The 24,992-nt window shown below is 74.2% G+C and carries 21 protein-coding genes; 10 read left to right on the plus strand and 11 right to left on the minus strand.

What is annotated here, in order from left to right; translation table 11 throughout:
- Positions 1-18: 18 nt before the first annotated feature.
- From tatC to FHS22_RS34325, 3 genes are read left to right on the plus strand one after another with little or no spacing between them, the layout of a single operon-like run.
- Positions 19-951, plus strand: a complete 933-nt coding sequence (gene tatC / locus FHS22_RS34315; RefSeq protein WP_184948363.1) for a twin-arginine translocase subunit TatC — start codon at positions 19-21, stop codon at positions 949-951.
- A 17-nt stretch (positions 952-968) separates the two neighbouring features.
- The gene (locus FHS22_RS34320) at positions 969-1,844 is read left to right on the plus strand and encodes a diacylglycerol kinase (protein ID WP_184948364.1); all 876 of its coding nucleotides are present in this window, start codon (positions 969-971) and stop codon (positions 1,842-1,844) included.
- Between the two features lie 60 nt (positions 1,845-1,904).
- Positions 1,905-4,634: a DEAD/DEAH box helicase gene (locus FHS22_RS34325; RefSeq protein ID WP_184948365.1), complete on the plus strand. Its 2,730-nt coding sequence runs from the start codon at positions 1,905-1,907 to the stop codon at positions 4,632-4,634.
- 472 nt (positions 4,635-5,106) lie between these two features.
- Here FHS22_RS34325 and FHS22_RS34330 read toward each other — a convergent pair whose 3' ends face one another.
- Positions 5,107-6,066, minus strand: a complete 960-nt coding sequence (locus FHS22_RS34330; RefSeq protein WP_184948366.1) for a LysR family transcriptional regulator — start codon at positions 6,064-6,066, stop codon at positions 5,107-5,109.
- A 72-nt stretch (positions 6,067-6,138) separates the two neighbouring features.
- Between FHS22_RS34330 and FHS22_RS34335 the strand changes: the two genes are divergently transcribed.
- Positions 6,139-6,528 carry a RidA family protein gene (locus FHS22_RS34335; RefSeq protein WP_184948367.1) on the plus strand — a complete coding sequence of 130 codons (390 nt, stop codon included), beginning with the start codon at positions 6,139-6,141 and terminating at the stop codon, positions 6,526-6,528.
- A 65-nt stretch (positions 6,529-6,593) separates the two neighbouring features.
- Here the strand turns inward: FHS22_RS34335 and FHS22_RS34340 are convergent, their stop codons facing one another.
- Positions 6,594-7,706 (minus strand): ABC transporter substrate-binding protein, encoded by a 1,113-nt coding sequence (locus tag FHS22_RS34340; protein ID WP_184948368.1) that lies wholly within the window; start codon positions 7,704-7,706, stop codon positions 6,594-6,596.
- A 115-nt stretch (positions 7,707-7,821) separates the two neighbouring features.
- Positions 7,822-8,718: a LysR family transcriptional regulator gene (locus FHS22_RS34345; protein ID WP_184948369.1), complete on the minus strand. Its 897-nt coding sequence runs from the start codon at positions 8,716-8,718 to the stop codon at positions 7,822-7,824.
- A gap of 62 nt (positions 8,719-8,780) precedes the next feature.
- Between FHS22_RS34345 and FHS22_RS34350 the strand changes: the two genes are divergently transcribed.
- On the plus strand, positions 8,781-9,761 hold the full coding sequence (locus FHS22_RS34350) for an aldo/keto reductase (RefSeq protein WP_221474483.1): 981 nt from the start codon (positions 8,781-8,783) through the stop codon (positions 9,759-9,761).
- Between the two features lie 94 nt (positions 9,762-9,855).
- On the opposite strand, the gene FHS22_RS34355 is transcribed toward FHS22_RS34350, so the two are convergent.
- Positions 9,856-11,283, minus strand: coding sequence for an RNB domain-containing ribonuclease (locus FHS22_RS34355; protein ID WP_338048081.1), 1,428 nt, complete (start codon positions 11,281-11,283; stop codon positions 9,856-9,858).
- Positions 11,284-11,388: 105 nt separating this feature from the next.
- Between FHS22_RS34355 and FHS22_RS34360 the strand changes: the two genes are divergently transcribed.
- Entirely contained in the window at positions 11,389-12,357 is a 969-nt protein-coding gene (locus FHS22_RS34360; RefSeq protein ID WP_184948371.1) for a S41 family peptidase, read from the plus strand.
- A gap of 56 nt (positions 12,358-12,413) precedes the next feature.
- Here the strand turns inward: FHS22_RS34360 and FHS22_RS34365 are convergent, their stop codons facing one another.
- Both FHS22_RS34365 and FHS22_RS38685 read right to left on the minus strand, forming a co-directional pair.
- Entirely contained in the window at positions 12,414-13,334 is a 921-nt protein-coding gene (locus FHS22_RS34365) for a 5'-3' exonuclease (RefSeq protein WP_184948372.1), read from the minus strand.
- A 130-nt stretch (positions 13,335-13,464) separates the two neighbouring features.
- Complete coding sequence (locus FHS22_RS38685) at positions 13,465-14,352, minus strand: PP2C family protein-serine/threonine phosphatase (protein ID WP_184948373.1); 888 nt, start codon at positions 14,350-14,352, stop codon at positions 13,465-13,467.
- 350 nt (positions 14,353-14,702) lie between these two features.
- Between FHS22_RS38685 and FHS22_RS34375 the strand changes: the two genes are divergently transcribed.
- Together FHS22_RS34375 and FHS22_RS34380 are read left to right on the plus strand one after the other, a co-directional pair.
- Positions 14,703-15,818, plus strand: a complete 1,116-nt coding sequence (locus FHS22_RS34375; RefSeq protein ID WP_184948374.1) for a M24 family metallopeptidase — start codon at positions 14,703-14,705, stop codon at positions 15,816-15,818.
- 163 nt (positions 15,819-15,981) lie between these two features.
- Positions 15,982-17,145 (plus strand): acyl-CoA dehydrogenase family protein, encoded by a 1,164-nt coding sequence (locus FHS22_RS34380; protein WP_184948375.1) that lies wholly within the window; start codon positions 15,982-15,984, stop codon positions 17,143-17,145.
- 27 nt (positions 17,146-17,172) lie between these two features.
- Here FHS22_RS34380 and FHS22_RS34385 read toward each other — a convergent pair whose 3' ends face one another.
- From FHS22_RS34385 to FHS22_RS34395, 3 genes are all read right to left on the minus strand, one after another.
- Positions 17,173-21,570, minus strand: a complete 4,398-nt coding sequence (locus FHS22_RS34385; protein ID WP_184948376.1) for a caspase, EACC1-associated type — start codon at positions 21,568-21,570, stop codon at positions 17,173-17,175.
- Positions 21,560-21,910, minus strand: a complete 351-nt coding sequence (locus FHS22_RS34390; protein WP_184948377.1) for an effector-associated constant component EACC1 — start codon at positions 21,908-21,910, stop codon at positions 21,560-21,562. The genes FHS22_RS34385 and FHS22_RS34390 overlap by 11 nt, the downstream gene beginning before the upstream one ends.
- A 195-nt stretch (positions 21,911-22,105) precedes the next feature.
- Positions 22,106-22,906 carry a glutamate racemase gene (locus tag FHS22_RS34395; protein ID WP_184948378.1) on the minus strand — a complete coding sequence of 267 codons (801 nt, stop codon included), beginning with the start codon at positions 22,904-22,906 and terminating at the stop codon, positions 22,106-22,108.
- 103 nt (positions 22,907-23,009) lie between these two features.
- Here FHS22_RS34395 and FHS22_RS34400 point away from each other — a divergent pair, with 103 nt between their 5' ends.
- Positions 23,010-23,459 (plus strand): nucleotide triphosphate diphosphatase NUDT15, encoded by a 450-nt coding sequence (locus FHS22_RS34400; RefSeq protein ID WP_184948379.1) that lies wholly within the window; start codon positions 23,010-23,012, stop codon positions 23,457-23,459.
- A gap of 89 nt (positions 23,460-23,548) precedes the next feature.
- Here the strand turns inward: FHS22_RS34400 and FHS22_RS38690 are convergent, their stop codons facing one another.
- Positions 23,549-23,866 (minus strand): STAS domain-containing protein, encoded by a 318-nt coding sequence (locus tag FHS22_RS38690; RefSeq protein ID WP_338048082.1) that lies wholly within the window; start codon positions 23,864-23,866, stop codon positions 23,549-23,551.
- A 210-nt stretch (positions 23,867-24,076) separates the two neighbouring features.
- On the opposite strand from FHS22_RS38690, the gene FHS22_RS39470 reads away from it, so the two are divergent.
- The gene (locus tag FHS22_RS39470; protein WP_184948381.1) at positions 24,077-24,547 is read left to right on the plus strand and encodes an Lrp/AsnC family transcriptional regulator; all 471 of its coding nucleotides are present in this window, start codon (positions 24,077-24,079) and stop codon (positions 24,545-24,547) included.
- Between the two features lie 83 nt (positions 24,548-24,630).
- Here the strand turns inward: FHS22_RS39470 and FHS22_RS34415 are convergent, their stop codons facing one another.
- Positions 24,631-24,873: a hypothetical protein gene (locus FHS22_RS34415; RefSeq protein ID WP_184948382.1), complete on the minus strand. Its 243-nt coding sequence runs from the start codon at positions 24,871-24,873 to the stop codon at positions 24,631-24,633.
- Positions 24,874-24,992 lie beyond the last annotated feature (119 nt).

The following is a 24,992-nucleotide window of genomic DNA, read 5'->3' on the forward strand; positions in this document are numbered from 1 at the left end:
TCGGAGCGGGATTCGCGAATGGCACTGCTGAAATGGCCCAAGCCGGGCCGTAACGGGTCCGTGTCGTCCGAGGACGCGGCCGACGGCCGCATGCCGCTCATGGAGCACCTCCGCGAGCTGCGCAACCGGCTGGTCATCGCCCTGCTGGGCCTGCTCGCGGGCATCATCCTCGGGTTCGTGTTCTTCGACCCGATCTGGAGCTTCATCTCCGCGCCCTACTGCAGCCTCCAGCAGTCGCAGCAGCTGCGCGGGGAGTGCACGTTCCTCATCCTCGGCGTGTTCGAGTCGTTCTTCGTGAACCTCAAGGTCGCCGCGATGTTCGGCCTGGTCGCGACGTCGCCGCTCTGGCTCTACCAGATCTGGGCGTTCGTCACGCCGGGCCTGTACCGCAACGAGAAGCGCTACTCGCTGACGTTCCTCGCGATCGCCGTCCCGCTGTTCCTGGCCGGCGCGGCCCTGGCCTACTTCGTGATGGACACGGGCCTGGCCATCCTGCTCGGCTTCGCGCCGGACAACGCGATCCCTACCATCACGCTCGACGAGTACCTCGGCTACGCGCTGGTGCTGCTCATCGTGTTCGGCATCTCCTTCGAGCTGCCGCTGCTGATGGTCTTCCTCAACGTCATCGGCGTCCTGCCGCGCGCCACGGTGGCCAAGCACCGGCGCATGGTCATCTTCATCATGTTCGTCTTCGGCGCGATCGCCACGCCGGGCGGCGACCCGTTCACGATGATCGCGCTGGCGCTGCCGATGGTGATCCTGTTCGCCCTCGCCGAGGGGGTCATGCACCTGCGGGAGAAGCGGCGCTCCAAGGGCGAGGACTACTCCCACCTCTCCGACGACGAGGCCTCCGACCTTCCCGACGCCTCCGGCGTCCCGGAGGCGGCCGACCTCCCGGAAGATGACTCTCCTCTCGATTTGAACACGAACGGCACCGATCCGGCCCGGTAGGCGATAAGTTCCGATTTGTGCCCGGAGAGATCGCCGTCCTCGTCAATCCAGCCGCCCGGGGCGGCCGCTCGCGCGGCCTGCTGGCCCCGGTCCTGAACCGGCTCCGGCAGGGCGGGGCCGAGGTCTCGGTGCTCGTCGGAGAGTCCCCCCAGGACGCCCTGGAACGCGCCTGCACCGCCGTCGCCGAGCGCCCCGACGCGCTGGTGGCCTTCGGCGGCGACGGCCTGGTCCACCTCGCCGTCCAGGCGACCGCCGGCACCGACGTGCCGCTGGGCATCATCCCCGCCGGGACCGGCAACGACATCGCCGACGCCCTCGGCCTGCCGAAGAAGGACCCGCTGGCCGCCGCCGACGTCGTGCTGCGCGGCCGGTCCCGCACGGTCGACGCCGCCAGGATCGGCCGGGACGAGTGGTTCGCCAGCGTGCTGTGCTGCGGGTTCGACTCCCGCGTCAACGAGCGGGCCAACCGGCTGTCCTGGCCTCCCGGCATGGCCAAGTACCTCCTCGCGCTGGTGGAGGAGCTGCGGCACTTCACGCCGATCCCGTTCCGGATCGACCTCGACGGGGAGGTCGTGGAGCGCGAGGCGATGCTCGTCGCGGTCGGCAACACCCGCTCCTACGGCGCCGGGATGCGGGTCTGCCCGGACGCCCTGCCCGACGACGGGCTGCTCGACGTGATGATCCTCGGCGCGGTGCCCAAGGGCCGGTTCCTGCGCGCCTTCCCCAGCGTCTACAAGGGCACCCACGTCGGCCACCCCGCCGTCACGGTCACCAGGGCCCGCAGGGTGGCGCTGGAGGCCCCCGACGTGGTCGCCTACGCCGACGGCGAGCGGATCGGCCCCACCCCCCTGGTCTGCGAGGCCGTGCCCGGCGCGCTGAGGGTGCTGACCTGAGGCCCCGCAGGGGAGCGCACGGCGGACCGACCGGAATTGCGATATCGGTAGGCTGAAGGTATGACGACGCCCGCGGAACGCTATGCCGCCTTCCGTCAGAGCCAGGCCGAGAGCGGTCCGGCGCTGACCTCGTTCCGCGGCCTGTACGACTTCCAGCTGGACGAGTTCCAGCTCGACGCCTGCCGCGCGCTGGAGGCGGGCGACGGGGTCCTGGTGGCGGCCCCCACGGGGTCGGGCAAGACCGTCGTCGGGGAGTTCGCGGTCCACCTGGCGCTGGAGCAGGGCCGCAAGTGCTTCTACACCACCCCGATCAAGGCGCTCTCCAACCAGAAGTACAACGACCTGGTCAAACGGTACGGCGCCGCCAAGGTCGGCCTGCTCACCGGCGACAACAGCGTCAACGGCGACGCCCCGATCGTCATCATGACGACCGAGGTGCTGCGCAACATGCTCTACGCCGGGTCCACCACCCTGGCGGGGCTCGGCTTCGTGGTCATGGACGAGGTGCACTACCTGGCCGACCGGTTCCGCGGCGCGGTCTGGGAAGAGGTCATCATCCACCTGCCCGAGTCGGTGCGGCTGGTCGCCCTGTCGGCCACGGTCAGCAACGCCGAGGAGTTCGGCGAGTGGATCGGCACCGTCCGCGGCGACACCTCGGTCATCGTCGACGAGCACCGCCCGGTCCCGCTCTGGCAGCACATGCTCGTCGGCCACCGCATCTACGACCTGTTCGTCACCGACGAGCACGGCGAGCGGCCGCTGGTCAACCCCAACCTGCTCCGCCTGGCCCGCGACGAGGAGCGCCAGGCCTACGGCAGGGGCCGCCGAGGCTACTCCCGCCCGCGCCGCCCCGGCCCGCCCAACCGGGCCGAGGCCATCGAGCGGCTCGACGCGGAGGGGCTGCTCCCCGCGATCACCTTCATCTTCTCCCGGGCCGGCTGCGACGCCGCCGTCCTGCAGTGCGTCTACGCCGGGCTGCGGCTCACCACCGAAGCCGAGCGCCACGAGATCCGGCAGATCGTGGACGAGCGCACCGCCCACCTGCCCGACGAGGACCTGGCCGTGCTCGGCTACCTCGAATGGCGCGACTGCCTGGAGCGCGGCCTGGCCGCCCACCACGCGGGCATGCTCCCGACCTTCAAGGAGGTCGTCGAGGAGCTGTTCACCCGCGGCCTGGTCAAGGCGGTCTTCGCCACCGAGACCCTCGCGCTGGGCATCAACATGCCCGCCCGCTCCGTGGTGATCGAGAAGCTCGACAAGTGGAACGGCGAGACCCACGCCGACCTCACCCCCGGCGAGTACACCCAGCTCACCGGCCGGGCCGGACGGCGCGGCATCGACGTCGAGGGCCACGCGGTGGTCCACTGGCAGCCCGGCATGGACCCGCTGCACGTCGCCGGCCTGGCCAGCACCCGCACCTACCCGCTGCGCTCCAGCTTCCGCCCCTCCTACAACATGGCCGTCAACCTCGTCGGCCAGGTCGGCAGGGAGCGGGCCAGGACGCTGCTGGAGTCCTCCTTCGCGCAGTTCCAGGCCGACCGGGCGGTGGTCGGCATCGCCAAGCAGCTGCGCCGCCACGAGGAGGCGCTGGCGGGCTACCAGGAGGCGATGACCTGCCACCTGGGCGACTTCCCCGAGTACGCCGCGCTGCGCAGGGCCCTGTCGGACCGCGAGGCCGAGCTGTCGCGCCAGCGGGGCGCGGCCCGCAGGCTCCAGGCGCTGCGCTCGCTGGAGGCGCTGCGCCCCGGCGACATCATCCGCGTGCCCGGAGGCCGCCGCGCCGGTCTGGCGGTCGTGCTGGATCCCGGCCTCAACTCCCGCGGAGAGGGCCCGTCCCCGCTGGTGCTCACCATCGGCAAGCAGGTCAAGAAGCTCTCGCCGGCCGACTTCCCGGTCCCGGTGGAGCCGGTCGAGCACCTGCGCATCCCGAAGAACTTCAACGCCCGATCCCCGAAGGAACGGGCCAACCTGGTCTCCTCCATGCACGCCAAGATCGGCGACCGTGACTTCGGCAAGCCGCCGCGTGCCCGCGACCACGCCGCCGAGGACGAGGAGATCCTGCGCCTGCGCAAGGAGATCCGCCGGCACCCCTGCCACGGCTGCGACGAGCGGGAGGACCACGCCCGCTGGGCCGAGCGCTACTACAAGCTGCTGCGCGAGACCGAGGGCCTGCGCCGCAGGGTCGAGGGGCGCTCCCACGTCATCGCCCGCACCTTCGACAAGGTCTGCGGGGTGCTCGACCAGCTCGGCTACCTCGACGGCGAGACCGTCACCGCCGAGGGCCGCCGCCTGGCCCAGCTCTACACCGAGCTGGACCTGCTCACCGCCGAGTGCCTGCGCGCCGGGCTCTGGGACGATCTGGACCCGGCCGAGCTGGCCGCGTGCGTGTCCTCGCTCGTCTTCGAGTCCCGCCAGGCCGACGAGGCGCGCCAGCCGCGGATCCCGGCGGGCGGCGCCCAGCAGGCCCTGGCCGCGATGGTCCGCCTCTGGGGCGAGCTGGAGGCGATCGAGAGCGACCACGGGCTGGCGTTCATCCGGGAACCCGACTTCGGTTTCGCCTGGGCGGCCTTCCGCTGGGCCAAGGGCCACACCCTGGACGCCGTGCTCGGCGACGGGATCAACGGCTCCGAGCTGGCCGCGGGCGACTTCGTGCGCTGGGTCAAGCAGCTGCTGGACCTGCTCGGCCAGGTCTCCGACGCGGCCCCCCGCGACAGCAGGATCAGGAAGAACGCGGGCAAGGCGATGGAGGCCCTCCGCCGCGGCGTGGTGGCGTACTCCTCCGTCGGCTGACCGGCATGTCGTGCGCGGCCTCCCGAGGCGTCCGCGCCACTCCGCGTGACGGGTCCTCGCGCGTCGGCGTCCCGGCGGCGCTCTTTCGCGGATCGCCCGTGGAGCGCGCCGCGGTCACCGGAGCCGTCCGGGCGGAGGCTCCCGGGGGCCCCGGCTCTGGCCCGCCGGATGACATTTGGTGACTCAGAGTGAGCACAACGTAACCATCGGGTCTGTTTTCCGGTGGGCCGTCGCGGAAATCCCCTTGTCACGATCCTGTCGGCCCACTTCCCTCAGCACGATCAGCCCCGTCGGGCCGATCCGGACCTGCCCCGCCGGACCGGCCCCCGAGACCCACCCGTCGGATCCGCCTGCGAAAGGAGCACATCCGCCAGAAAGACCCGACCCCCGCTGAAGAGGCCGCGCCCGGAGCCCCGGGCGCGGCCTCGCCCGTCCGGGCCGGCCCTGATCGGGAGCCGGGGACGGCTCCGCCTCAGTCCGGGGCCGGCGGCCCGGTGCCGGGGAACCCGGGGAGGGGACCGTCCCCGGCGCTCGGCCCGTCCAGCGGGTTGACGGCCGCCAGCAGGTTCGCGACCAGAGGGGTCCGGTCGTTCCGGCGCCAGGCCACGGCGACCCGTGTGCGGGCGGTGCCGGGCTCGATCCCGCGGAAGGCGACGCCCCTGAGGCGGATGCGCCGGATGCTCGCCGGGGCCAGCGACACGCCCAGGCCGGCTCCCACCAGGGCGCACACGGTCTGCCACTCCACCGCGTGCTGGACGATCCGGGGCGTGAAACCGGACGCGACGCACAGGCCGGTGATCTGGTCGTGCAGCCGCGGGCCGGCGGCGCGGGGCAGCAGGACGAAGGGCGAGCCGGCCAGGTGCGCGACCGGTACGGCCCGCTGGGCGGCCAAGGGGTGCGCGGACGGCAGAACGGCCACGAAGGGCTCGCGGAGAACCGTCGCGAAGACGAGTTCCGCTTCGTCGGACGGGGGTTCGCGCAGCAGGCCGACGTCGATGCTCCCGTCGTGCAGGGCGGCGATCTGCGGCGCGGTGGTCATCTCGCGGATGTCCAGGTGCACGGCGGGGAACCGCTCCCGGAAGGTGTGCAGCAGGCCGGGCAGGACGGTCAGGGCGAGGGAGGCGGAGAACCCGATCCGCAGGCGGCCGGCCCGGCCGCCGCCGACGGCCCGGGCCGCCGCCAGGCCGTCCGCGAGACCGGTCAGGACGCGGAGGGCGGCGGGCAGCAGTTCCCGGCCGGCCGGGGTGAGGGCGACGCGTCCCGGTCCGCGGCTGAACAGCGGGTGGCCGACCCGGTCCTCCAGCCGGCGGATCTGCTGGCTCAGCGGGGGCTGCGCGACGCCCAGGCGGGCGGCTGCACGGCCGAAGTGGAGTTCCTCGGCGAGCACGACGAAGGCGTGCAGCTGCGGGAGAGGGAGTTCGGGGCGCTCCATACGCCTAGAGATATCAGACCATGCATGTGACCGTATTGGACGTATCTTCACTGCTCACCTAACGTTCGGCGCATGACAGAGCGACGCGCGATCCTCAGCGGCTCGACGTTCGAGGAGCAGATCGGCTACGCCCGTGCCGTGGTCGACGGCGACCGGGTCCACGTGTCCGGGACGACGGGGTTCGACTACGCCGCCATGACCATCTCCGACGACGTGGTGGAGCAGGCGGAGCAGTGCCTGCGCAACATCGGGAGCGCGCTGGCCGAGGCGGGGTGCACCTTCGCCGACGTGGTGCGGGTGCGGTACCTGCTGCCCGACCGGGCCGATTTCGAGCCCTGCTGGCCGGTCCTGCGCCGGTGCTTCGGCGAGGTGCGGCCCGCTGCCACGATGCTCGTGTGCGGCCTCTCCGACCCCCGCATGAAGATCGAGATCGAGGTGGACGCGCGGCGGGCCGCCGGGTGACGGCCTGCGCGATCTCTGCGGTGGGGCGCGGCGCCGGGAGGCGGGCGGGTCGGACCCCCGCGCTCTCAGCCGGAGTGGAGGATCCGGAAGCGATCGGGTTCCGCCGGATCCCGATCGACGACCTGGACCGGCGCCCAGGCCCACTGCCGGACGCCGATGCCCGGCATGCGGGAGAACCGGATCCGCCCGCGGGTGCCTTCGACTGCGACGAGCGGCCAGGATCCGGCGGTGCGCTCCCGGTCCGCGCCGTGGGAACGCAGCACATCGGCGAGGACGACGATCGTGTCGTAGCCCTCGAAGGCGACGAAAGAGGGCGCCTCGCCCAGCCGCTCGCGGAGGGCCGCCTCGACCCGCGCACCCAGTGGGCCGAGACGCCCGGGCAGGTAGCGCAGGAACGGGATCGCGGCGCCGTCGTCGCCCAGCAGCCTCGCCCATTCGGCGAACTCCGGCTGCCCGGCCGGAGCGCCGATCATGACGTCGGCGAGACGCCGGTCGCGGCGGACGGCCGTGACGATCGGCACCGCCGGTTCCGGGTGGCCGACCAGGAGGAGGAGGGCCGTCGCGCGGCTGCCGAGGAGCTCGCCGCACACGGCCGCCGGGGTGAGCGCCCGCATGTCGAGTTCGATGACGGTTCCGCCGCGGGGAGCGAGGTGGTCGCGCAGGATGCGGGTGCCGGACGCCCAGTAGACACTCGGGTCGGCTGCTACGGCGATCCGGCTGTGGCCCGCGCGGAGGAGGAAGTCCGCGTAGATCCGCCAGCCGTGGGACTGCGCCGGGGCGAGACGCGCGACCCACTCCGTCGGTTGCTCGGTGAGCGCGTCGAGAACCGCCGACGAGCAGAGGAACGGCAGGCCGAGGGCGTCGGCCCTGGCAGCGGCGGCGCGGGCGACGACGCTGTGGTACTCCCCCGCCACGGCGGCCACGCCCAGGCGGGCCAGTTCGTCCACGGCCGCCGCGGCCTTCTGCGGATCGGCCGCGGTGTCCCGGACCACCAGTTCGAGCGGTCTTCCGGCGATCCCGCCGGCGTCGTTGACCTCGCGGGCGGCCAGTTCGAGCCCGGCGAGCAGGTGCCGGCCCGCCTCGGCCCAGCCGGGCCGGGTGAGCGGGACGAGGGCGCCGATCCGGACGGCCGGCCCGTCGGCCCGCTCCGTCCCGGATGGCGATGGCGGCGCATGCATGTATCGGCGTCTCCCGTGTGACGATTCGGCGGCGGTTCGCCCGGATCGCAGCGTATTGCTTACCCGCGGCGGCGGCTCCGGCCGCCCCCGGCCGTCCGCTGCCCGTGGCCGCCGGTCATGGGGCGCCGGGGGAGGCCTGGGCCCGGGAGGGCCGGGGGAGGGCGTCGAGGAAGACCCGGACGTGGGGGCGGCGGTCGCCCTTGCGCCAGGCGACGGCCAGCTCGGCCGGGGCCAGCCCGCCCACCGGCCGGTACACCATGCCCGGCCGCTTGTAGAGCGAGGCGTTGCCCTCCGCGAGCAGCGCGACCCCGAGGCCGCTGGTGATCGCCTCGAACGTCTCGTCGGCGGTGCTCGCCGTCACCGCGACGACCGGGTCGTCTTCCCTGGCGTCCCGGGCCAGCCAGAAGTCCCGCAGGGGGCCCGCGGCCGCGGGCAGCGCGATGAAGGGCTCGTCCCGCAGCTCGGCGAAGGGGATCTCCGCTCTGGCGGCCAGCGGGTGGGAGTCCGGCAGGGCGATGACCCTGCGCTCGACGGACAGCACGCGGGTCTCCAGGCCCGGCGCCGCGGGCAGCCAGACGAAGGCCACGTCGGAGCTGCCGTCGGCCAGCCCCCCACTCGGGTCGGTCCAGTTGACCAGCCGCAGTGAGACCTCCCACCCCGGCATCGCCTCCCGGAACCTCCGCAGGGCCTCCTGCTGGATTCCCCTGCCGACGGCGGTCTGCATGCCGACGACCAGCGTGCCGCTGGGCGCCGCCGCCCGCGCGGCCCCGACCCCCTCGTCCCACCGCTCCAGCAGCTCGCGGGCGAACGGCAGCAGCGCCCGGCCCTGCCTGGTGAGCGTCACCCCGCTGTGCACCCGGTCGAACAGCGGGAAGCCGAGCCGCCCCTCCAACGCCCTGAGCTGCTTGGACAGCGCGGGCTGCGAGACGAACAGCCGCTGGGCGGCGCGGGTGACGTTGAGCTCCCCGGCCACGGCGACGAAGTAGCGGAGCTCACGCAGATGCACGTCCATAACCAGTGGTTATCGCAGAAGGTCTTGGACGGCAAGGAGGGGCGGATCCCATGATCGATGGCATGAGGACACGCGAACTCGGAAACCTGAAGGTGCCGGCGATCGGATTCGGCGCCATGGTGCTCTCCCCGGGCATGTACGGCGAGATCGACGACGACCGCGCGGAAAGGGCGATCAACACGGCGCTCGACGCGGGCGCGACCCATGTGGACACCAGTGACGCCTACGGCGCGGGCGGGCACAACGAGCGCCTGGTCGGCCGGGCCGTCAAGGGACGGCGCCAGGAGGTGGTCGTCGCCACGAAGTTCGGCCTGGCCGTACCGGAGGGAGAGGACAGCAGGACCTTCCCCGTCGGGTTCGCCTTCGGCGAGCTGAGGGTGAACGGCGAATCCCGGCTGGTACGCCGGTACGCGGAGCGGAGCCTGGCGAATCTGGGCATCGACGTGATCGACCTTTACTACCTGCACTACCCGGACCCCGCCGTGCCGATCGAGGAGACCGTCGGGGCGATGGCGGAGCTGGTCGGCGACGGTCTGGTGAGGAACCTCGGATTGTCCAACGTGACCGCCGAGCAGCTCAGGAGGGCGCACGCGGTGCACCCGATCGCGGCGGTGCAGAACGAGTGGTCGATGTGGCGGCCGGTCGACGCCGGCCTGCTCGCCGCGGCCCGCGAGCTGGGAGTGGGCGTCGTCGCCTGGAGCCCGCTGGGCAGCGGGTTCCTCACCGGCACCGTGGGAGGCCTCGGGGAGGGCGATTTCCGGCACAACGCGCCGCGCTTCTCCGCGGAGAACCTCGCCGTCAACAACGACCGGTACGCCCCGGTCCGCGATCTGGCGGTCGACCTGGGGATCACCCCGGCCCAGCTCGCCCTGGTCTGGCTGCTCCACCAGGACGAGCACGTCGTGGCCATCCCCGGCAGCCGCACCCCCGCCCACATCGAGGAGAACGCGGCGGCCGCCGGCCTCACCCTGCACCCGGACACCCTCGCCCGGATCGACCGGGCCCTCGCCGCGTTCGAGGCCGCCGGAGGGACGCTGCTGTGAGGGCGACCGCCTCCGCGGATCCGGAGGGCGTCCGGCGGCGGCGCCCGCAGCGCGATCGGCCTCCGGAACCGGTCCTGGACGGCCCCGGACGGTCCTAGACGGCGCTGAAGCGCACCTCCCGGGTGACGGGGTCGGCGCGCGTCAGCCGTACCCGCACCCGCTCGCCCAGGGGGAGCCGCTCGCCGTCGCAGCGGGCCACCACCGGCGGGTCGGCGACCTGCACCTGGCCCCCCGGCCGGCCCTCCTCGGTGTCGATCACCACCGCGTCGAACGTCTGGCCCACCCGCTCGCGCAGCACGAACGCCTCCACCAGGTCCACGCACGCCCGCTCCGCCGCGCCCGCCCGCCGCCCGGTGGCCCGCATCGTCTCCGGCAGGCCGACCATGACCCGCTGCACCTCGTCGGGGACCGGCTCACCCGCCGCGACCGCCAGGCAGACCTCGGTGGCGTAGCGGTCGGCCAGGCGGCGCAGCGGGGCGGTCACGTGCGCGTACGGCGCCGCCACCGCGGCGTGGCCCGCCTCGGAGGGGGGCTCGCCGTTGAACGCCACGTAGTCGGCTCCGCGCAGCAGCGCCGTCGACTCCTGCAGGAAAGCGGCGTGCGCGGGGACCGCCGGATCGAGGGCGTGCACGACCTCGCCGTAGGAGGCCTCCGCCGCCCAGGGCACGCCCAGAGCGTCGGCCATCCGGCGGATCCGGGCCACCTCGGACTCCGGGGCGGGCGGCAGCACCCGCAGCAGGCCGATCTCGGCGTCCAGCATCATGGCGGCGGCGGCCATGCCGGTCAGCAGGGAGATCTGCGCGTTCCAGGCCTCGGACTCCAGCGGCTTGCGGACCACCACCCGGTAGCCGCCGCCGTCCGGGACCACCTTGCGCTCGGGGGTGGGCAGCGCGACGCCGCCCCGGGCCCGCTCCAGGGCCAGCCGGAGCCTGCCGATCTCGGCCAGCAGCCGGAGCGTGCCGTCGGCGGTGCCGGTCTCCACGGCCGTCTGGACGTAGTCGTAGTCGAGCCGCTCGCGGCTGCGCACCAGCGCCCGCGTCACGTCGGCGCCCACGGTCCGGCCCTCGGCGTCCAGGTCCACGCACCACAGCGCGGCCGGGCGGGTCGCACCGGGCAGCAGGCTGGCCGCGCCCTCCGACAGGACCGGCGGGTGCAGCGGGATCCGCCCGTCGGGCAGGTAGGCGGTCTCGCCCCGGACGCGCGCCTCGCGGTCGACCGCCCCGTCCGGCCGGACGAACGCGCCGACGTCGGCGATGGCGTACCACACGCGGTAGCCGCCGGGCCGCTCCTCCAGGTGCAGGGCCTGGTCGAGGTCCATGGAGCCGGGCGGGTCGATCGTGATGAACGGCAGGTCGGTCCGGTCGAGCGCGGGCAGCCGGGGCACCTCGGCGACCCACTCGGCCTCGTCTGTCACGGCGCGGGGGAACTCCGCCGGCAGCTTCAGCTCCCGGCGGATCCGCTCGAAACCGTCGTCGAGTCGGGGACGGGACTCTCCGGACACCCGGAGGCTCGTGTACGGCACGGTGATCAACCTACCGTTCCCTGTCGTGCCACCCCTATCGGACACCCTGAGCGCCGGGGTAAACGGCTCGCCATCCCTCTCGGATGCGCCATAAGGTCATAGGTCATGCTCAAAGTTGATAGATCCCTCCATATCGACATAATCTCCGCCCAGCTGCTGGAGTACTACGTCTTCCCCGATGTCGCCCGCGAAATCGCCGACGTGCTCCGCGCCCGCCTGGCCGAGGGCCGCTACGCGGACCTGCCGGACGACGAGGCATTCGCCGCCGCGGTGACCGAGGACCTCCAGTCGGTCAACGGGGACAGGCACCTGCGCCTGCTCCACAACGTCGACCCGATCCCCGAGCAGGAGGCGGCCGAGTTCTTCGACGAGGCCCTCTACCGGGCCGAGGCAGAGCTCGGCGGGTACGGCTTCGCGCGTGCCGAGCGGCTCGACGGCAACGTCGGGTACCTCGACACCCGGGCGATGGTCGCGGCGGAACTCGCCGGGCACGCCGCGGTCGCCGCGATGAACCTGCTGGCCTCCACCGACGCGCTGATCGTCGACGTGCGCCGCAACGGCGGCGGCGATCCGAGGATGGTCGCACTGCTGTGCAGCTACCTGTTCGACGAGCCGACCCACCTCAACGACATCTACGACCGCCCGAGCGGTGAGACCGCCCAGTCCTGGACGCTGCCGTTCGTCCCCGGGCCGCGCTTCGGCGGGAGCAAACCGGTCTACGTGCTCACCAGCGGCACCACCTTCTCGGGGGCCGAGGAGTTCACCTACAACCTGCAGACCCGCGGGCGCGCCACCGTCGTCGGCGAGCGGACCAGGGGCGGGGCCCACCCCGGCGTGCGCTACCGGGTGGACGCCCACCTCAAGTCGGCCGTGCCCTCCGGCCGGGCGATCAACCCGGTCACCGGCACCAACTGGGAGGGCACCGGGATCGTCCCCGACATCGGCCTCCCCGCCGCGCAGGCCTTCGACCACGCCTACGGCCTGGCGCTCCGGCACGTCCTGGAGCTCGGAGACGGGGGCGCCCGGCGGGCGGTGGCCGCCGAGGCGCGTGCGGCGCTCGCCCGCCTGAGCTGAGCCGGGCGGGCACGCCGGGCCCGGAGGGCGGCCGGGCCCGGCGTGCCCGGAGAGGGTCACCCCTCCCAGGAGAGGGCGGCGGCCAGGCGCTTGAGCGGGCCGCCGAGGCCGTACCGGGCGCCGAGAGCCTCCAGCGCCTCCGGGTCCCGGGGCCCGGCGGGGAGCGCGAGGTCGGTCTCCGGGACCGGCGCGTCGCAGACCACCCGGACCACACCGGGGGCGACGGCGAGATAGTCGCCCGCGGCGGCGAGCCTGGCCTGCCGGCCCTTGGTCAGGCCCTCGGCCGCGCCCGCGGCGCCCTTCTCCACGGCCTCCAGCAGCGCCCCGAGCGAGCCGTACCTGGTGATCAGAGCCGCGGCGGTCTTCTCGCCGACCCCCGGCACGCCGGGCAGCCCGTCGCTGGGGTCGCCGCGCAGGACGGCGAAGTCGGCGTAGGAGCGGCCGGGGATGCCGTACCGCTCCGCGACGGCGGCCTCGTCGACGGGCTGGATGTTCTTGATCCCCCGTATGGTGTAGAGGACGCGGACCGGCCGGGAGTCGTCCACCAGCTGGAACAGGTCCCGGTCGCCGGTGACGATGTCCACCGGGCCGGAGGCGCGGGCGGTGAGCGTCCCGATGACGTCGTCGGCCTCGTATCCGGCCGTCTCCAGGCGGGCGATGCCCGCCGCGTCGAGGACCTGCTCGATCACCGGAACCTGCGGGGCGAGCGTGTCGGGGACCTCCTCCCCGCCGTCCGCCGCGACCCGGTGGGCCTTGTAGGACGGGATGGCCGCGACCCGGAACGCGGGCCGCCAGTCGGCGTCCATGCAGGCGGCCAGCGCGCCGGGGGAGTGGTCCCGGACCAGCATGGCGATCATGTCGACGAGGCCGCGGACCGCGTTGACCGGCATGCCGTCGGGGGCGGCCACCGACTCCGGCACCCCGTAGAAGGCGCGGAAGTAGAGGGAGGGCGTGTCAAGGATCATCAGTCCGGGCATGCCCCTCATTCAACCAACCCGCGCCGACATTCGGGGCTCCCCGGGAAGGCGCCCGGCGGCCCGCGCCCCCTCTGGCCGGCCGTCCGGCGGCCGGGGCGCCCCGGCCCGCGGACGCGGCGCCGTCCCGGCGCTATCCGAGCACGTCGACCGCGAGCAGGCAGACGTCGTCCTCGGGGGCGCTCCCGCAGGCCGTCTCGATCAGCCGGTCCAGCCCGGCGCCCAGGTCCCCGCGGGGGAGGCCCTCGGCCGCGTGCAGGACCAGCGCGAGGCCCTCGTCGATGTCGCGGGCGCGCCGCTCGACCAGCCCGTCGGTGAACAGCAGCAGCCGGTCCCCCTCGCGCAGCCGCACCTCGGCCGGTTCGTACGGCAGGCCGCAGCCGCTGCCGAGCAGCACCCCCGCGGGCGGGTCGAGCTGGACGGCGGCGCCGTCGCGCACCAGGATCGGCGCCGGGTGCCCGGCCTGCCCCCAGGTGAACGCGCCGGTGGCCGGGTCGAGGTGGCCGACGACCGCGGTGGCCGTCGTCTCGGGCATGCGGTGCAGGACCAGGCCGTCGAGCCAGGACAGCAGCCGCCCCGGAGACGCGCCGGTCATGGCCAGGCCGGTCAGGGCGTGGCGGAGCCGGGCCATCCGGCCGATCGCCGGCAGCCCGTGCCCCGCCACGTCTCCGATGGCCAGCACCGCCCGCCCGTCGGGCAGGAGGCCGGCGTCGTACCAGTCGCCGCCGAGCCCCGTCCGGACGCTCGCCGGGACGTAGCGTGCGGTGACGCGGGCGTGCGGGAGATCGATCGTGGCGCCGGGGCCGGGCATGACCGCCTCGCGCAGGGCGGTGCTCACGTACCGCTCCTCGGCCGCCTGCTCGCTGATCTCCAGCAGGCGTCGCCGGGAGTCCGACGCGGCCTGCTCGGCGCAGGCCAGCCGGGCGGCCAGCAGCCCGCTCTCGGCGGCCGCGCGCGCGTCCGGCGCGCCGCCGGGCCGCTCCACGGCCGGGACGACGGCCGGGGACGCCGGACCGGTCACCTGATCACCGCCGGGAACGCGCGGGTCTCCGGACCGGGGAGGGCCGGGCGTACGGTCTGCATGGTTCGTCCTTGCTCGTGCCGAGGGTGTGGCCGCCTGCTCGCGGGAGTGGGCGGAGACACCGGCGGATGCTTCCGGGACCGCCCTGCGGGGGTGGTGCCCCGCCCTCGCGGCCCGGAGCCTTCGGGGCCTTCGGGCGGAGAGGGTGACGCGGACGCTCCGTCGGCGAAACGTGAACGTCATTGCACGGAGTGTAGTGACGGGCCCGTACCAGCGCCAACCTTTCGGGATTTCAGCCGTGGCGCCGGGGCCGGTGCGCCGCCGATCGCCGCCGGATTAGATTGGTCCACGTGACAAAGGAGTCCTCTGACCTGTACCCCGTCGCCCGCCTGGCCGCCGCGCAGGAGGCGACCGCCGCCGCCGGGCTCGGCGCCCTGCTGCTCACCCCCGGGCCCGACCTGCGCTACGTGACCGGCTACGAGGCGCTGCCGCTGGAGCGGCTCACCTGCCTGGTGCTGCCCGCCCGGGGCGACGCCTTCCTGATGGTGCCGCGCCTGGAGCTGGCCGCGGCCGAGCACTCCCCGGCGTCCCGGCTCGGCATCGAGTTCGTGCCCTGGGAGGAGACCGACGACCCCTACACGGCCGTGGCCGCCCGGCTGGGCGCGGTCGCCAGGGTCGGGCTGGCCGACCGGATGTGGGCCATGCAGTCGCTGCGCTTCCGTGACGCGCTCCCCGGCGCCGAGCAGGTGCTCGCCGGGACCGTCCTGCGGGGCCTGCGCATGCGCAAGAGCGCGGCCGAGGTCGCCGCGCTGCGCGAGGCCGGCGCCGCGATCGACGCCGTCCACGCGCAGGTGCCCGCCTTCCTGAAGGAGGGGCGGACCGAGCGCGAGGTGGGCAGGGACATCGCCGAGGCGATCATCGCCGCCGGGCACGCGACCGTCGACTTCGTCATCGTCGGATCGGGGCCCAACGGCGCCAGCCCGCACCACGAGCTGTCCGACCGGGTCATCCGGGCCGGTGAGCCGGTCGTGGTCGACATCGGCGGCCGGATGCCCAGCGGCTACTGCTCCGACTCCACCCGCGTCTACTCGGTCGGGGAGCCCCCGGCCGGCTTCGTGAAGTACTACGAGGTGCTGCAGCGCGCCCAGGAGGCCGCCTGCGCCGCCGTACGGCCCGGCGTGCCCTGCGAGGAGATCGACGCCGCCGCCCGCGAGGTGATCGCCGCCGAGGGCTACGGCGAGTACTTCATCCACCGCACCGGCCACGGCATCGGCCTGGAGACCCACGAGGAGCCCTACATCGTGACGGGCAACGCCGAGCCGCTGGCGCCCGGCTTCGCCTTCTCCGTCGAGCCGGGCATCTACCTGCCCGGCGCGCACGGCGCCCGCATCGAGGACATCCTCGTCTGCACCGAGGACGGCGGCGAGCGGGTCAACCACCGCCCCCGCGAGCTCGTCGTCGTGTAGGAGGCGCGACCGGCCCCGGGATCCGGCGGGCGGGGACCCCGGGCCCGGCGGTCCGGGGAGCGGGCGCCCGGTGCCAGAATCGGGGTGACCGGCGATCCCGGTCGCCCCGTCTTCATCGTGTTCCACGCCCACGACCTGGGCCCGTGATCTGGAGTGTGCGGAGATGTCCGTTGACCGTGTCCTGCCGACCCCCGAGGCCCACGACCTGCTGGACCTGGTCCGCGACCTGATCGGCAAGGAGGTCGCGCCCCGCGCGGCGGCCGACGAGTCCGCCCGGCGCTTCCCCCGCGAGGTGTTCACCACCCTCGGCGCGGCCGGGCTGCTGGGCCTGCCCTACCCCGAGGAGCACGGCGGGGCCGCGCAGCCGTACGAGGTGTACCTCCAGGTGATCGAGGAGCTCGCCGCGGGCTGGCTCGCGGTCGGCCTGGGCCTGTCGGTGCACACCCTGTCGTGCTTCCCGGTCGCCGCCTACGGCACGGACGCCCAGCGCGAGAGCCTCCTGCCGGAGATGCTCGGCGGCGGGCTGCTGGGCGCCTACTGCCTGTCGGAGCCGCACTCCGGCTCCGACGCCGCCGCCCTGACCACCAAGGCCGTCCGCGACGACGGCGGCTACGCCGTGGACGGCGTCAAGGCCTGGATCACGCACGGCGGCGTCGCCGACTTCTACACGCTCATGGCCCGCACCTCCCCCGACGGGGCGCGCGGCATCTCCTGCTTCCACGTGCCCGCCTCCGCCGCGAACCTGTCCGGGGGGCTGTCGTTCGGCGAGCCCGAGCGGAAGATGGGCATGAAGTCCTCGCCGACCGCCCAGGTCCGCTTCGACGGCCTGCGCCTCGCGCCGGACGCGCTGGTCGGCGCCGAGGGGGAGGGCTTCCGCATCGCCATGGCGGCCCTGGACGGCGGCCGGCTCGGCATCGCCGCCTGCGCGGTCGGCCTGGCCCAGGCCGCCTTCGACGCCGCCGTCTCGTACGCCGGGGAGCGCCGCCAGTTCGGCTCCCGCATCGTCGACTTCCAGGGCGTCTCCTTCATGCTGGCCGACATGGCCACCCAGATCGCCGCGGCCCGCGCCCTCTACCTCGACGCCGCCCGCGCCCGCGACGCCGGCCGGCCGTACGGCACGCAGGCGGCGATGGCCAAGCTGTTCGCCACCGACATGTGCATGAAGGTCACCACCGACGCGGTCCAGGTGCTCGGCGGCTACGGCTACGTGGAGGACTTCCCGGTCGAGCGCTACATGCGCGAGGCCAAGGTCCTGCAGATCGTCGAGGGCACCAACCAGGTCCAGCGCCTGGTCATCGGCCGCGCCCTCGCCGGCCCCCGCCCCTGACCGGCCCGTCCCCGACCGGCGCGGCGATCATCCGCACGGCGGGGTGTAGGGCAGGTCCGGCACGTATTGCGCCCATTCCCGCCGGCTGACGGGGGCGCCCCCGACCCCGCAGATGTAGCGGGCCGCCTGGTCGGCATCCGTCGTCCACGTCTGCACCTTGCCGTTCATCGCCCCTGTCAGGAGCGTGTCCTCCGGACCAGCGAAGATGACGGCGGTCATCGCCTCCTCCGCCCTGCGCATGATCGTTTCCACACGGGGGCGGGAGGGGTCGGTGATGTCCCACAGCCGGAGCGTCTCATCCTTGCCCACTGTCGCGAGCGTCCGGCCGTCACGGCTGACGGCGAGCCCGGTAACGGGCGCCGTGTGCCCGGTGAGCACGGCGAGCGCGCGGGGACGGGTCCGATCGGAGACGTCCCAGAGCCGGGCGGTGTTGTCGCTCGACGCTGTGGCGAGGCGGCCGCCGGGAGCGAACACCACCCGGTCGAGTCCATTGGCGTGGCCGGTGAGTGCGGCGAACCTGACCGGCCGCCGCATGTCCCGCACGTCGTAGAGGTAGGCCCGGTTGTCCGTCGTCGCCATGGCGAGTGTCCCGCCGTCGGGGCTCACCGCCATGTCGGTCACTCTCTCCGGCAGCTCGGTCAGAGTCGCAACGTTCTTGGGGCGTGCGGGATCGCCGATGTCCCACACGTGGACCGCGGGGTCCTGAACGCCGGTCACGAGGAAGCGCCCGTCCTTGCTGAAGGTGACGGAGGAGGCGTTCTGCGCGCCGGGCCGGAGCGTGGCCAGGAGAGAGGGACGGCGTGGGTCGGTCACGTCCCACAGTTTCACGGTGGTGTCCCAGGAAGCCGTGGCGAGCAGCCGGCTGTCCGGGCTGAACGCCACCCGGGCCACGATGTCGCGATGCCCTTCCACCCTCCCCAGGGGCCGGGGGCGCGAGATGTCGCGCACGTCCCACAGCCGGGCGGTGTTGTCGTCGGCCGCGTCGGCGAGGGTGCGGCCGTCCGGGCTGAGCGCGAGGTCCTCCACGGCCGCGGTGTGCGAGATCAGCCGGGGGAGGCGGGGCACGCCGCCGGACGCGCCGATCCGCCACAGGCGCACGCCCTGGTCCGCCGAGGCGGTCGCGACGAGCCCGTCTGCGCGGATCGTGACCGCGAAGACGGAGTTGGTGTGGCCCGCCAGGCCGCTGACCAGGAACGGCGGCCCGGTGTCCGGGACGTGCCATACCCAGGTGTGCTTGTCGTACGACGACCCCAGCATGGTGCGGCCGTCACCGCTGAAGGCGATGTCGAAGACGCCCGCGTCGGTGAGCGTCGCCGTCCTCTTGGGACGTGCCGGGTCGAGCAGGTCCCACATCATGATCTTCCCGTCGGTCGCCCCGGTGGCGAGCGTGCGCCCGCCGGGGGCGAAGGCGATCGCCTCCAGCGGCTTCAGATGGCCGGACAGGACGGACAGCGGCTTCGGACGGCCGGGTTCGGAGACATCCCACACCCGGGCCGTGAGGTCGAGGGAGGCGGTGGCGAGGGTCCGCCCGTCCGGGCCGAAGGCCACGTCGCTCACCTGGTCGGTATGGCCGCGCAGAACGGCCAGGGGGCGCGGGCGCGCGGCGTCGCCCACGTCCCAGACGGCGGCCGTGTGGTCTTTCGACGACAGGGCGAGCAGCCTGCCGTCGGGGCTGAAGGCGACGGACCAGAGGATCCGCTCCCCCTGCCGGAACGACGAGAGTTCGCGCGGCGGGCGTGCGCCTCCGGACTCCCACAGTTTCACCGTCCCGTCGGCGGCGCAGGTCGCGATCACCGCGCCGTCCGGGCGGAAGGCGACACCGCGGATGCCGGCCGCGTGACCGGTCAGGGCATGGAGCTGCCGGGGACGCGCCGCGTCGCGCACGTCCCAGACGCGGACCGTGTGGTCGTCGGACACGGACGCCAGCCGCCGGCCGTCCGGGCTGAAGGCGACGTCCCAAACGAAACCCGTATGGCCGGGCACCCGTGCGCCGAGCTGCCAGGTCCTGGCGCTGAGCACGGCGCCCCGGGTCTCGGGCAGCGGGGCGAGGCGGTAGGCGGCGAGGGCGAGGGACCCGCTCAGCGTCTTGTCCGGCATCGTCGTCGCCACGTCGGCGAGCTGGCGCGCCACCGCGCGGTTGCGCTGCTGGAGCGCCTCCCGGCCCTGCTGGAGGGCGTACACACCGGCCGAGGCCGCTGCGAGGAGGAGAACGGTCAGGGCGGCGATGACACCGGTCGCGACCCGCCTCCGGCGGCGGGCCCGGCGGGCCGACGCCTCCAGGAACGCCCGCTCGCCCGCGGCCGGGCCGCCGTCCCGCTCCACCGCGGCCCGGGCGGCCGCCAGGCGGCTGTCGGGATAGAGGTAGGCCGGGTCGCGCGCGTTCCGCAACCAGGTATCGGCGTCCTCCGCGAGGCGCTGGCGCACGAGCAGGTTCGCCCGGTCCGTGTCGATCCAGCCCTTGAGCCTGGGCCAGGCCCGGATGAGCGCCTCGTGCGTGATCTCCGCGCTCTCCTCGTCGACGGTGACGAGACGGGCCCGCACGAACTCCCCCAGGACGGCGCGCGCGGCGTTCCGCTCCTCGGGGGCCTCCTGGAGAAGAGACGCGATCGGTATCCGCCTCCGGGTGTCGTCCGTCCGGTCGTCGAGGCGCACCAGCCGGAGCAGCAGGTGCTGCGCGATGCGCTCCGCGCCCGGCCCGATCGCGTGGAAGGTCTCCTCCGCGCTCAGGGCGAGTGAGCGCGCGATGCCTCCGGAGGCCCGGTAACCGGCCAGGGTGAGCATGCCGCCCGTACGGCGCTGCCAGGTCGCCAGCAGCGCGTGCGAGAGCAGGGGGAGGGCGCCGCCGGTCCGGCCTCCGGTCACCTCGTCGGCGCCGAGATCGTCCAGCAGGAGTTCGGTCAGCCCGCTCTCCAGCGCCAGCCCCGACCGGGCGGCCGGCTGCTCGATGACGGCACGCAGTTGCCCGGCCGTCATGGGGCCGACGATCTCGGGACGCTGCAGGGCCGGCAGCAGGGCGGGGTAGGCCGCGCAGTGGCCGAAGAAGTCGGCGCGGACGGCCAGCACCACCGCGGCGGGCGGTGACCGGTCGTCCTCCCGCCGCCACAGCTCGGAGAGCACCTCGAGGAACCGGCGGCGCTCGGACTCCCGGCAGGCGGTGAAGACCTCTTCGAACTGGTCCACCACGATCAGGGCGCGGCCCGGGAGCCCTGGCAGCAGGCGGCGGACGGCGCGCGGGTCGTCCTCGGCCGACGCGCGCAGGCGGGCGTGGTCCGCGCCGCTCCCGCCGGCGAGCCTGCGGACGAGCTCGCCCAGCGGGTCGGAACCCGGCGAGAGGACGAAGCAGCACGTCTCGCCGGCGCTGCCGTACCGCAGCGCGGGGATCACACCGGCCCGCAGCAGCGAGGACTTCCCCGACCCGGACGGACCGGTGACGACGAGGGGGCCGCCGGTCCGGAACCGCCGCGTCACCCGTTCCAGCAGGGAGCGCGTCAGCTCGTCCCGCCCGAAGAACAGGTCCGCGTCCTCGGGCCCGAACGCGGCCAGGCCGCGGTAGGGGCTCTCCTCGTCCCGGGAGCCCGCGAGCGGCGGGGCGGGAGGCGGGACGGGGGTCAGGTAGGCCGGGTTGACGGCGAAGGCGCGGTGGTCGCCGAGGTCGGTGGCCTGCCGCCGGGGAGGGGGGAAGCCCTTCTCCGGCAGCGTGCGGGCGAGACTCCGGTAGACGTGGTCGAGGGTGAGGATCCGCGGGCCCGACGGGTCGCCCTCGTCGAGCAGCCGGATCAGCTCGCCCGTGAAGGCGGTGTACCGGGCCTCCGGAAGCGCCCACGACGTCTGGTTCCCGCTGGAGGAGGTGAGGAGGCAGGCCCCCGAGCCCGTGCGGTCGAAGACCTGGTCCACGGCGCGTGACGCCGCGCCCTGCGCCCGGCCGGAGAAACAGCAGTCGAGGACCACGATGACGAGCCCGGCGGGCGAACGCGCCAGCACCTGGCGCACGGAGGAGTAGGGGAGCGCCTGGTAGCCGGGGATGCCCCGGGTGAGGTCGGCCGTCGCCCGGGTCGCCAGGTGCAGTTCGTTCTCGGAGCCGACCAGGCCGTGGCCCACGTAGTAGAACATCAGGGTGGACGTGGCGTCCTGCGCGGCCTCGGCCAGGGCCTCCCCGAGGTCGGCGGGGGTCGGCGGGTCGAGGCGGACGGTCAGCGCCCCGGGCGCGAGGCCGGCCCGTTCCACCAGGCACCGGCCGAGGTCCCGCAGGGTCGCCGGAACGGCGGGGACGGGCGGCAGCCGCGACCCGGTCCGGTGCAGCGCGGTCCCGGCCAGGAGCACCCTGGTGCCGGCAGAGGCCAGGGCGAGGTCGGGAACGTCCCGCAGCGTGGGCGGAGGAGGCGCACGGTCCTCCCGCCCGGCGGGCGCGGGGGCCTCACCGGTCATCCGGATCCTCCAGGACCTTGGCGATCTCCGCGGTGAGGTCCACCAGTTTCCCGGCGTCGAGCGATCGGACCCGTCCGGCGCTGACCTCGATCTGGTCCTCTCCCCGGACGAGCTTCACGGTGACGTCGCCGGGGCGGGAGCCGAGCCAGGCGACCACCACCCCGGACAGGGCCGCGACCGCTCCTCCCGACCCCAGCGCGATCTGCAGGGCCTCGGTCACCGGCCCCAGCGTTCCGGGGGCCGGGTCGCGTTCGACCGCGCCTACCCGGCCGCGCAGCTCGGGCTCCGGTTCGAGCCACGAGGAGAGGCTTCTGAGCTGGTCCGAATCATCCGTGCTCACGCTCACGATGGCGTCCATCCCGGTGCCGTCCCGTCCAGAGAGAACCGGTGGTCTTCGCCGCCGGGCCCCTCGGGACGTCCTGCCGCAGGTCGGCGGTGCCCGAGGGTCTCGGCAGGTGCTCGCTTACATTGTCGCAGGGGGCGGAGCCGCAAATACGGGAGGAAGGAGTAAGGCGGATGATTTTTCGAGCATTTTTTACGGTGAGGAGAGGGCGGCGCCCGCCGGGCCCGGCGCCCGGCATGACGCGAGCAGCCGCCCTTCGGCGTAGGCCAGCGCCTGCGGCGGGAGTTCCGCGGGGCGGCCGCCGGCCAGGACGGTGAGCGTGCCGGTGGCCGGGGCCTCGGGCTCGGGTCCGGCGCCGATCCGCGCCAGGGTCTGCCGGGCCACCGCCGGCGCCGACGTGTGCAACCGCACCGGACGGCCGAAGGCGGCCAGGATGTGCTCGGCGACCAGGTCGTAGTGGGTGCAGCCGAGCACGATCCCGGACACCTCCGGCGGGGTGGCGGCGACGGCGAGGGCCACCGCGCGGCCGATCCCGTCGCCGGAGGCGGCTTCGACGGCGTCGGCCAGGCCGGGGCAGGCCACGGCGGTGGTGTCGACGCCGGCGGCGAAGCGGCCGATGAGGTCGCGCTGGTAGGCGCTGGCGGTGGTGGCGGGCGTGGCCCAGACGGCGATCGGCCCGCCGGCGGCCACCGCCGATTTGATCGCGGGAACGGTGCCGACGACGGGGACGCCCGGCTCGTACTCCTCCCGTACGCGGGTCAGCGCCGTCACCGAGGCGGTGTTGCAGGCCAGCGTGACGACGTCCGGGCGGTGCAGGGCCGCCGCGCGGACCCCGGCCAGCACCCGCTCCGTCACGTCCTCGGGCGTGCGCGGCCCCCACGGCATGCCGCCGGGATCCGTCGAGAGGATCAGGTCGGCGTCCGGCCGTGCCGCGCGCAGCGCCGCGGCGGTCGCCAGCAGTCCGAGTCCGGAGTCGATCAGTGCGATGCGCATGACGGACCAGCGTATCGGTACGGACCGCACCGGCACGGTTCAGACCGGGCCGGTGGCGGGGGCCGCAGGAGCGCGCCGGGCGGGAATGCGGGAGGATCCGGGGATGGACGGAACCTCGATGACGGATGACCGGATCGTCGGTGTCGGTGTCGTGCTCACCGCGCCGGACGGGCGGATCCTGCTCGGCGAGCGGATCAAGGACGGTGAGGACCCGTCGTGGTGCCTGCCCGGCGGCGCGGTCGAGGCGGGGGAGGGCTTCGAGGCGGCGGCCGTACGGGAACTGGGCGAGGAGACCGGCATCCGCGACGCCGGGCCGCCGCGGACCGTGGCGGTCGTGCTGGACCACCCCGGCGGCGCGGTACGGGTCACGGCGGCGGTGGCCATGGCGCTGGGCGCGACGGAGCCGGTCGTCACCGAGCCGCGGGTCTTCCGGTCATGGCGGTGGTTCGCGCCCGGGGCGCTGCCCTCCCCGCTGTTCCCGGCCACCGCGCACCTGCTGGCCGCTCCCGGCGGTCCCCCGGCCGCCCGCTACCCGGTCGCGGACGGCGCCTGAAACGTGCGTCGAACCCGGGAGGGGTCAGCAGCCCGTCCGGCGGAAGTGGCGCGACCGCCGGCGTCCGGACCCGCCAGGCCCCGGACCCCTCAGGCGCAGAGCAGGGCGGGCTCCGGGCTGGACAGGCCGTTCAGGCCGGTCAGCCGGAGGAGGCGGCGGACGGCGGCGGGCACCCCGACGAGGTGGACGGCGCCGCCGAGCTCGCGGGCCCTGTTGTTGACGGCGACCAGCGCGCTGAGGCCGCGGGCGTCCATGAACGTGACGCCGGACAGGTCGACGAGGAGCCTGCCGCCGGCGGTCAGCGCGTTCTGCAGGCGGGCGCGGAGCGCGGGCGCGGTGGCGATGTCGATCTCTCCGCTCACCCGGTGGACGGCGGAGCCCTTGTGGCGGATCACGGACAGGTCCACGCGGGACCTCCAATCGGGACGAACACCGGGTGCCCTTCCCCGGGCACCGCATCCTGCGGTGAGGGCCGCCGGGACGGCGTCGCCCGCGCGGCCATCCCTATAGACGCATCCGGGGCCGGAGTTGTTCCCACCGGAACGGGAACGGTCTTCGTTCGCAATCGTGACCATGGGCCGGTCACGGGCTGTCCGGGTTCACGCTACCTTGGGCGGGTGGAGGAGATCGACCGCCGGATCGTGACACTGCTGGCCAAGGACGGCCGGATGAGCTTCACCGACCTCGCCCGGGAGACCGGGCTGTCGGTGTCGGCGGTGCATCAGCGGGTGCGCCGGCTGGAGAAGCGCGGGGTGCTGCGCGGATACGCGGCGCTGGTGGACCACGAGGCGGTCGGGCTCCCCCTCACCGCGTTCGTCTCCATCAAGCCGATCGACCCCGCGGCCGCGGACGACGCCCCCGAGCGGCTGGCGCACCTGGGCGCCATCGAGGCCTGCCACAGCGTCGCGGGGGACGAGAGCTACATCCTCAAGGTGCGGGTGGCCTCGCCCGGTGCGCTGGAGGAACTGCTCAGCCAGATCCGCGTCGCGGCCAACGTCTCCACCCGGACCACGGTGGTCCTCAGCACGCCGTACGAGCACCGGGCCCCCGAGCTGATCGAGGCCGGCGTGGAGGACGAGAAGACGTAGCCGCCCGTCTCCGGGGGCCGATCGCGCCGGGGCCGGGGCGGGACGTGCCGCCGGGGGGAGACCGTGCAGGGGTCCCGGCCGGGCTATGCGCGGGTCTTGGAGGCGTTCTTGGTCTTGTGCTTCTCGATGACTTCCTTCTCGGTCAGCTGCAGCAGGTCCTCGACGGTCAGCAGGGCCGCCGCCTCGACCTGGCCCTGCGGGTGGGTCGTGAACGACCGCTCGCCCGCCACGTCGCCGAACGCCATGACCGCTGCGGCGGCCAGCGGGAGGCCGAGGGCGACGGTCAGGATGCGGAAGACGGTGGCGAGGGTGGCGATGGCGGTCATTTCGGTGGTCCTTTGCGAGCTTTCCGGGCGCCCCTTGGCTGGAAGAGCGGTGGCCGCGGTTCGGCCGTTCCCCTTCAGTAAGCCCGCCGGAAGTGGCGGGAGAAGTGCGCAAAAGGTGC

The sequence above is a fragment of the Thiemannella venezuelensis genome, from assembly GCF_014203605.1.
GTDB classification, from domain to species: domain Bacteria; phylum Actinomycetota; class Actinomycetes; order Streptosporangiales; family Streptosporangiaceae; genus Planomonospora_A; species Planomonospora_A venezuelensis.

What these genes read in the sequence shown, in the direction of transcription:
- FHS22_RS34400 (WP_184948379.1), top strand. Translation starts at nt 23,010, where the DNA reads ATGGACGGAACCTCGATGACGGATGACCGGATCGTCGGTGTCGGTGTC.
- FHS22_RS34385 (WP_184948376.1), bottom strand. Translation starts at nt 21,570, where the DNA reads ATGACCGGTGAGGCCCCCGCGCCCGCCGGGCGGGAGGACCGTGCGCCT.
- FHS22_RS34345 (WP_184948369.1), bottom strand. Translation starts at nt 8,718, where the DNA reads ATGGACGTGCATCTGCGTGAGCTCCGCTACTTCGTCGCCGTGGCCGGG.
- FHS22_RS34360 (WP_184948371.1), top strand. Translation starts at nt 11,389, where the DNA reads ATGCTCAAAGTTGATAGATCCCTCCATATCGACATAATCTCCGCCCAG.
- FHS22_RS34380 (WP_184948375.1), top strand. Translation starts at nt 15,982, where the DNA reads ATGTCCGTTGACCGTGTCCTGCCGACCCCCGAGGCCCACGACCTGCTG.
- FHS22_RS34330 (WP_184948366.1), bottom strand. Translation starts at nt 6,066, where the DNA reads ATGGAGCGCCCCGAACTCCCTCTCCCGCAGCTGCACGCCTTCGTCGTG.
- tatC (WP_184948363.1), top strand. Translation starts at nt 19, where the DNA reads ATGGCACTGCTGAAATGGCCCAAGCCGGGCCGTAACGGGTCCGTGTCG.
- FHS22_RS34340 (WP_184948368.1), bottom strand. Translation starts at nt 7,706, where the DNA reads ATGCATGCGCCGCCATCGCCATCCGGGACGGAGCGGGCCGACGGGCCG.
- FHS22_RS34335 (WP_184948367.1), top strand. Translation starts at nt 6,139, where the DNA reads ATGACAGAGCGACGCGCGATCCTCAGCGGCTCGACGTTCGAGGAGCAG.
- FHS22_RS34395 (WP_184948378.1), bottom strand. Translation starts at nt 22,906, where the DNA reads ATGCGCATCGCACTGATCGACTCCGGACTCGGACTGCTGGCGACCGCC.
- FHS22_RS34350 (WP_221474483.1), top strand. Translation starts at nt 8,781, where the DNA reads ATGAGGACACGCGAACTCGGAAACCTGAAGGTGCCGGCGATCGGATTC.
- FHS22_RS34325 (WP_184948365.1), top strand. Translation starts at nt 1,905, where the DNA reads ATGACGACGCCCGCGGAACGCTATGCCGCCTTCCGTCAGAGCCAGGCC.
- FHS22_RS34365 (WP_184948372.1), bottom strand. Translation starts at nt 13,334, where the DNA reads ATGCCCGGACTGATGATCCTTGACACGCCCTCCCTCTACTTCCGCGCC.
- FHS22_RS34415 (WP_184948382.1), bottom strand. Translation starts at nt 24,873, where the DNA reads ATGACCGCCATCGCCACCCTCGCCACCGTCTTCCGCATCCTGACCGTC.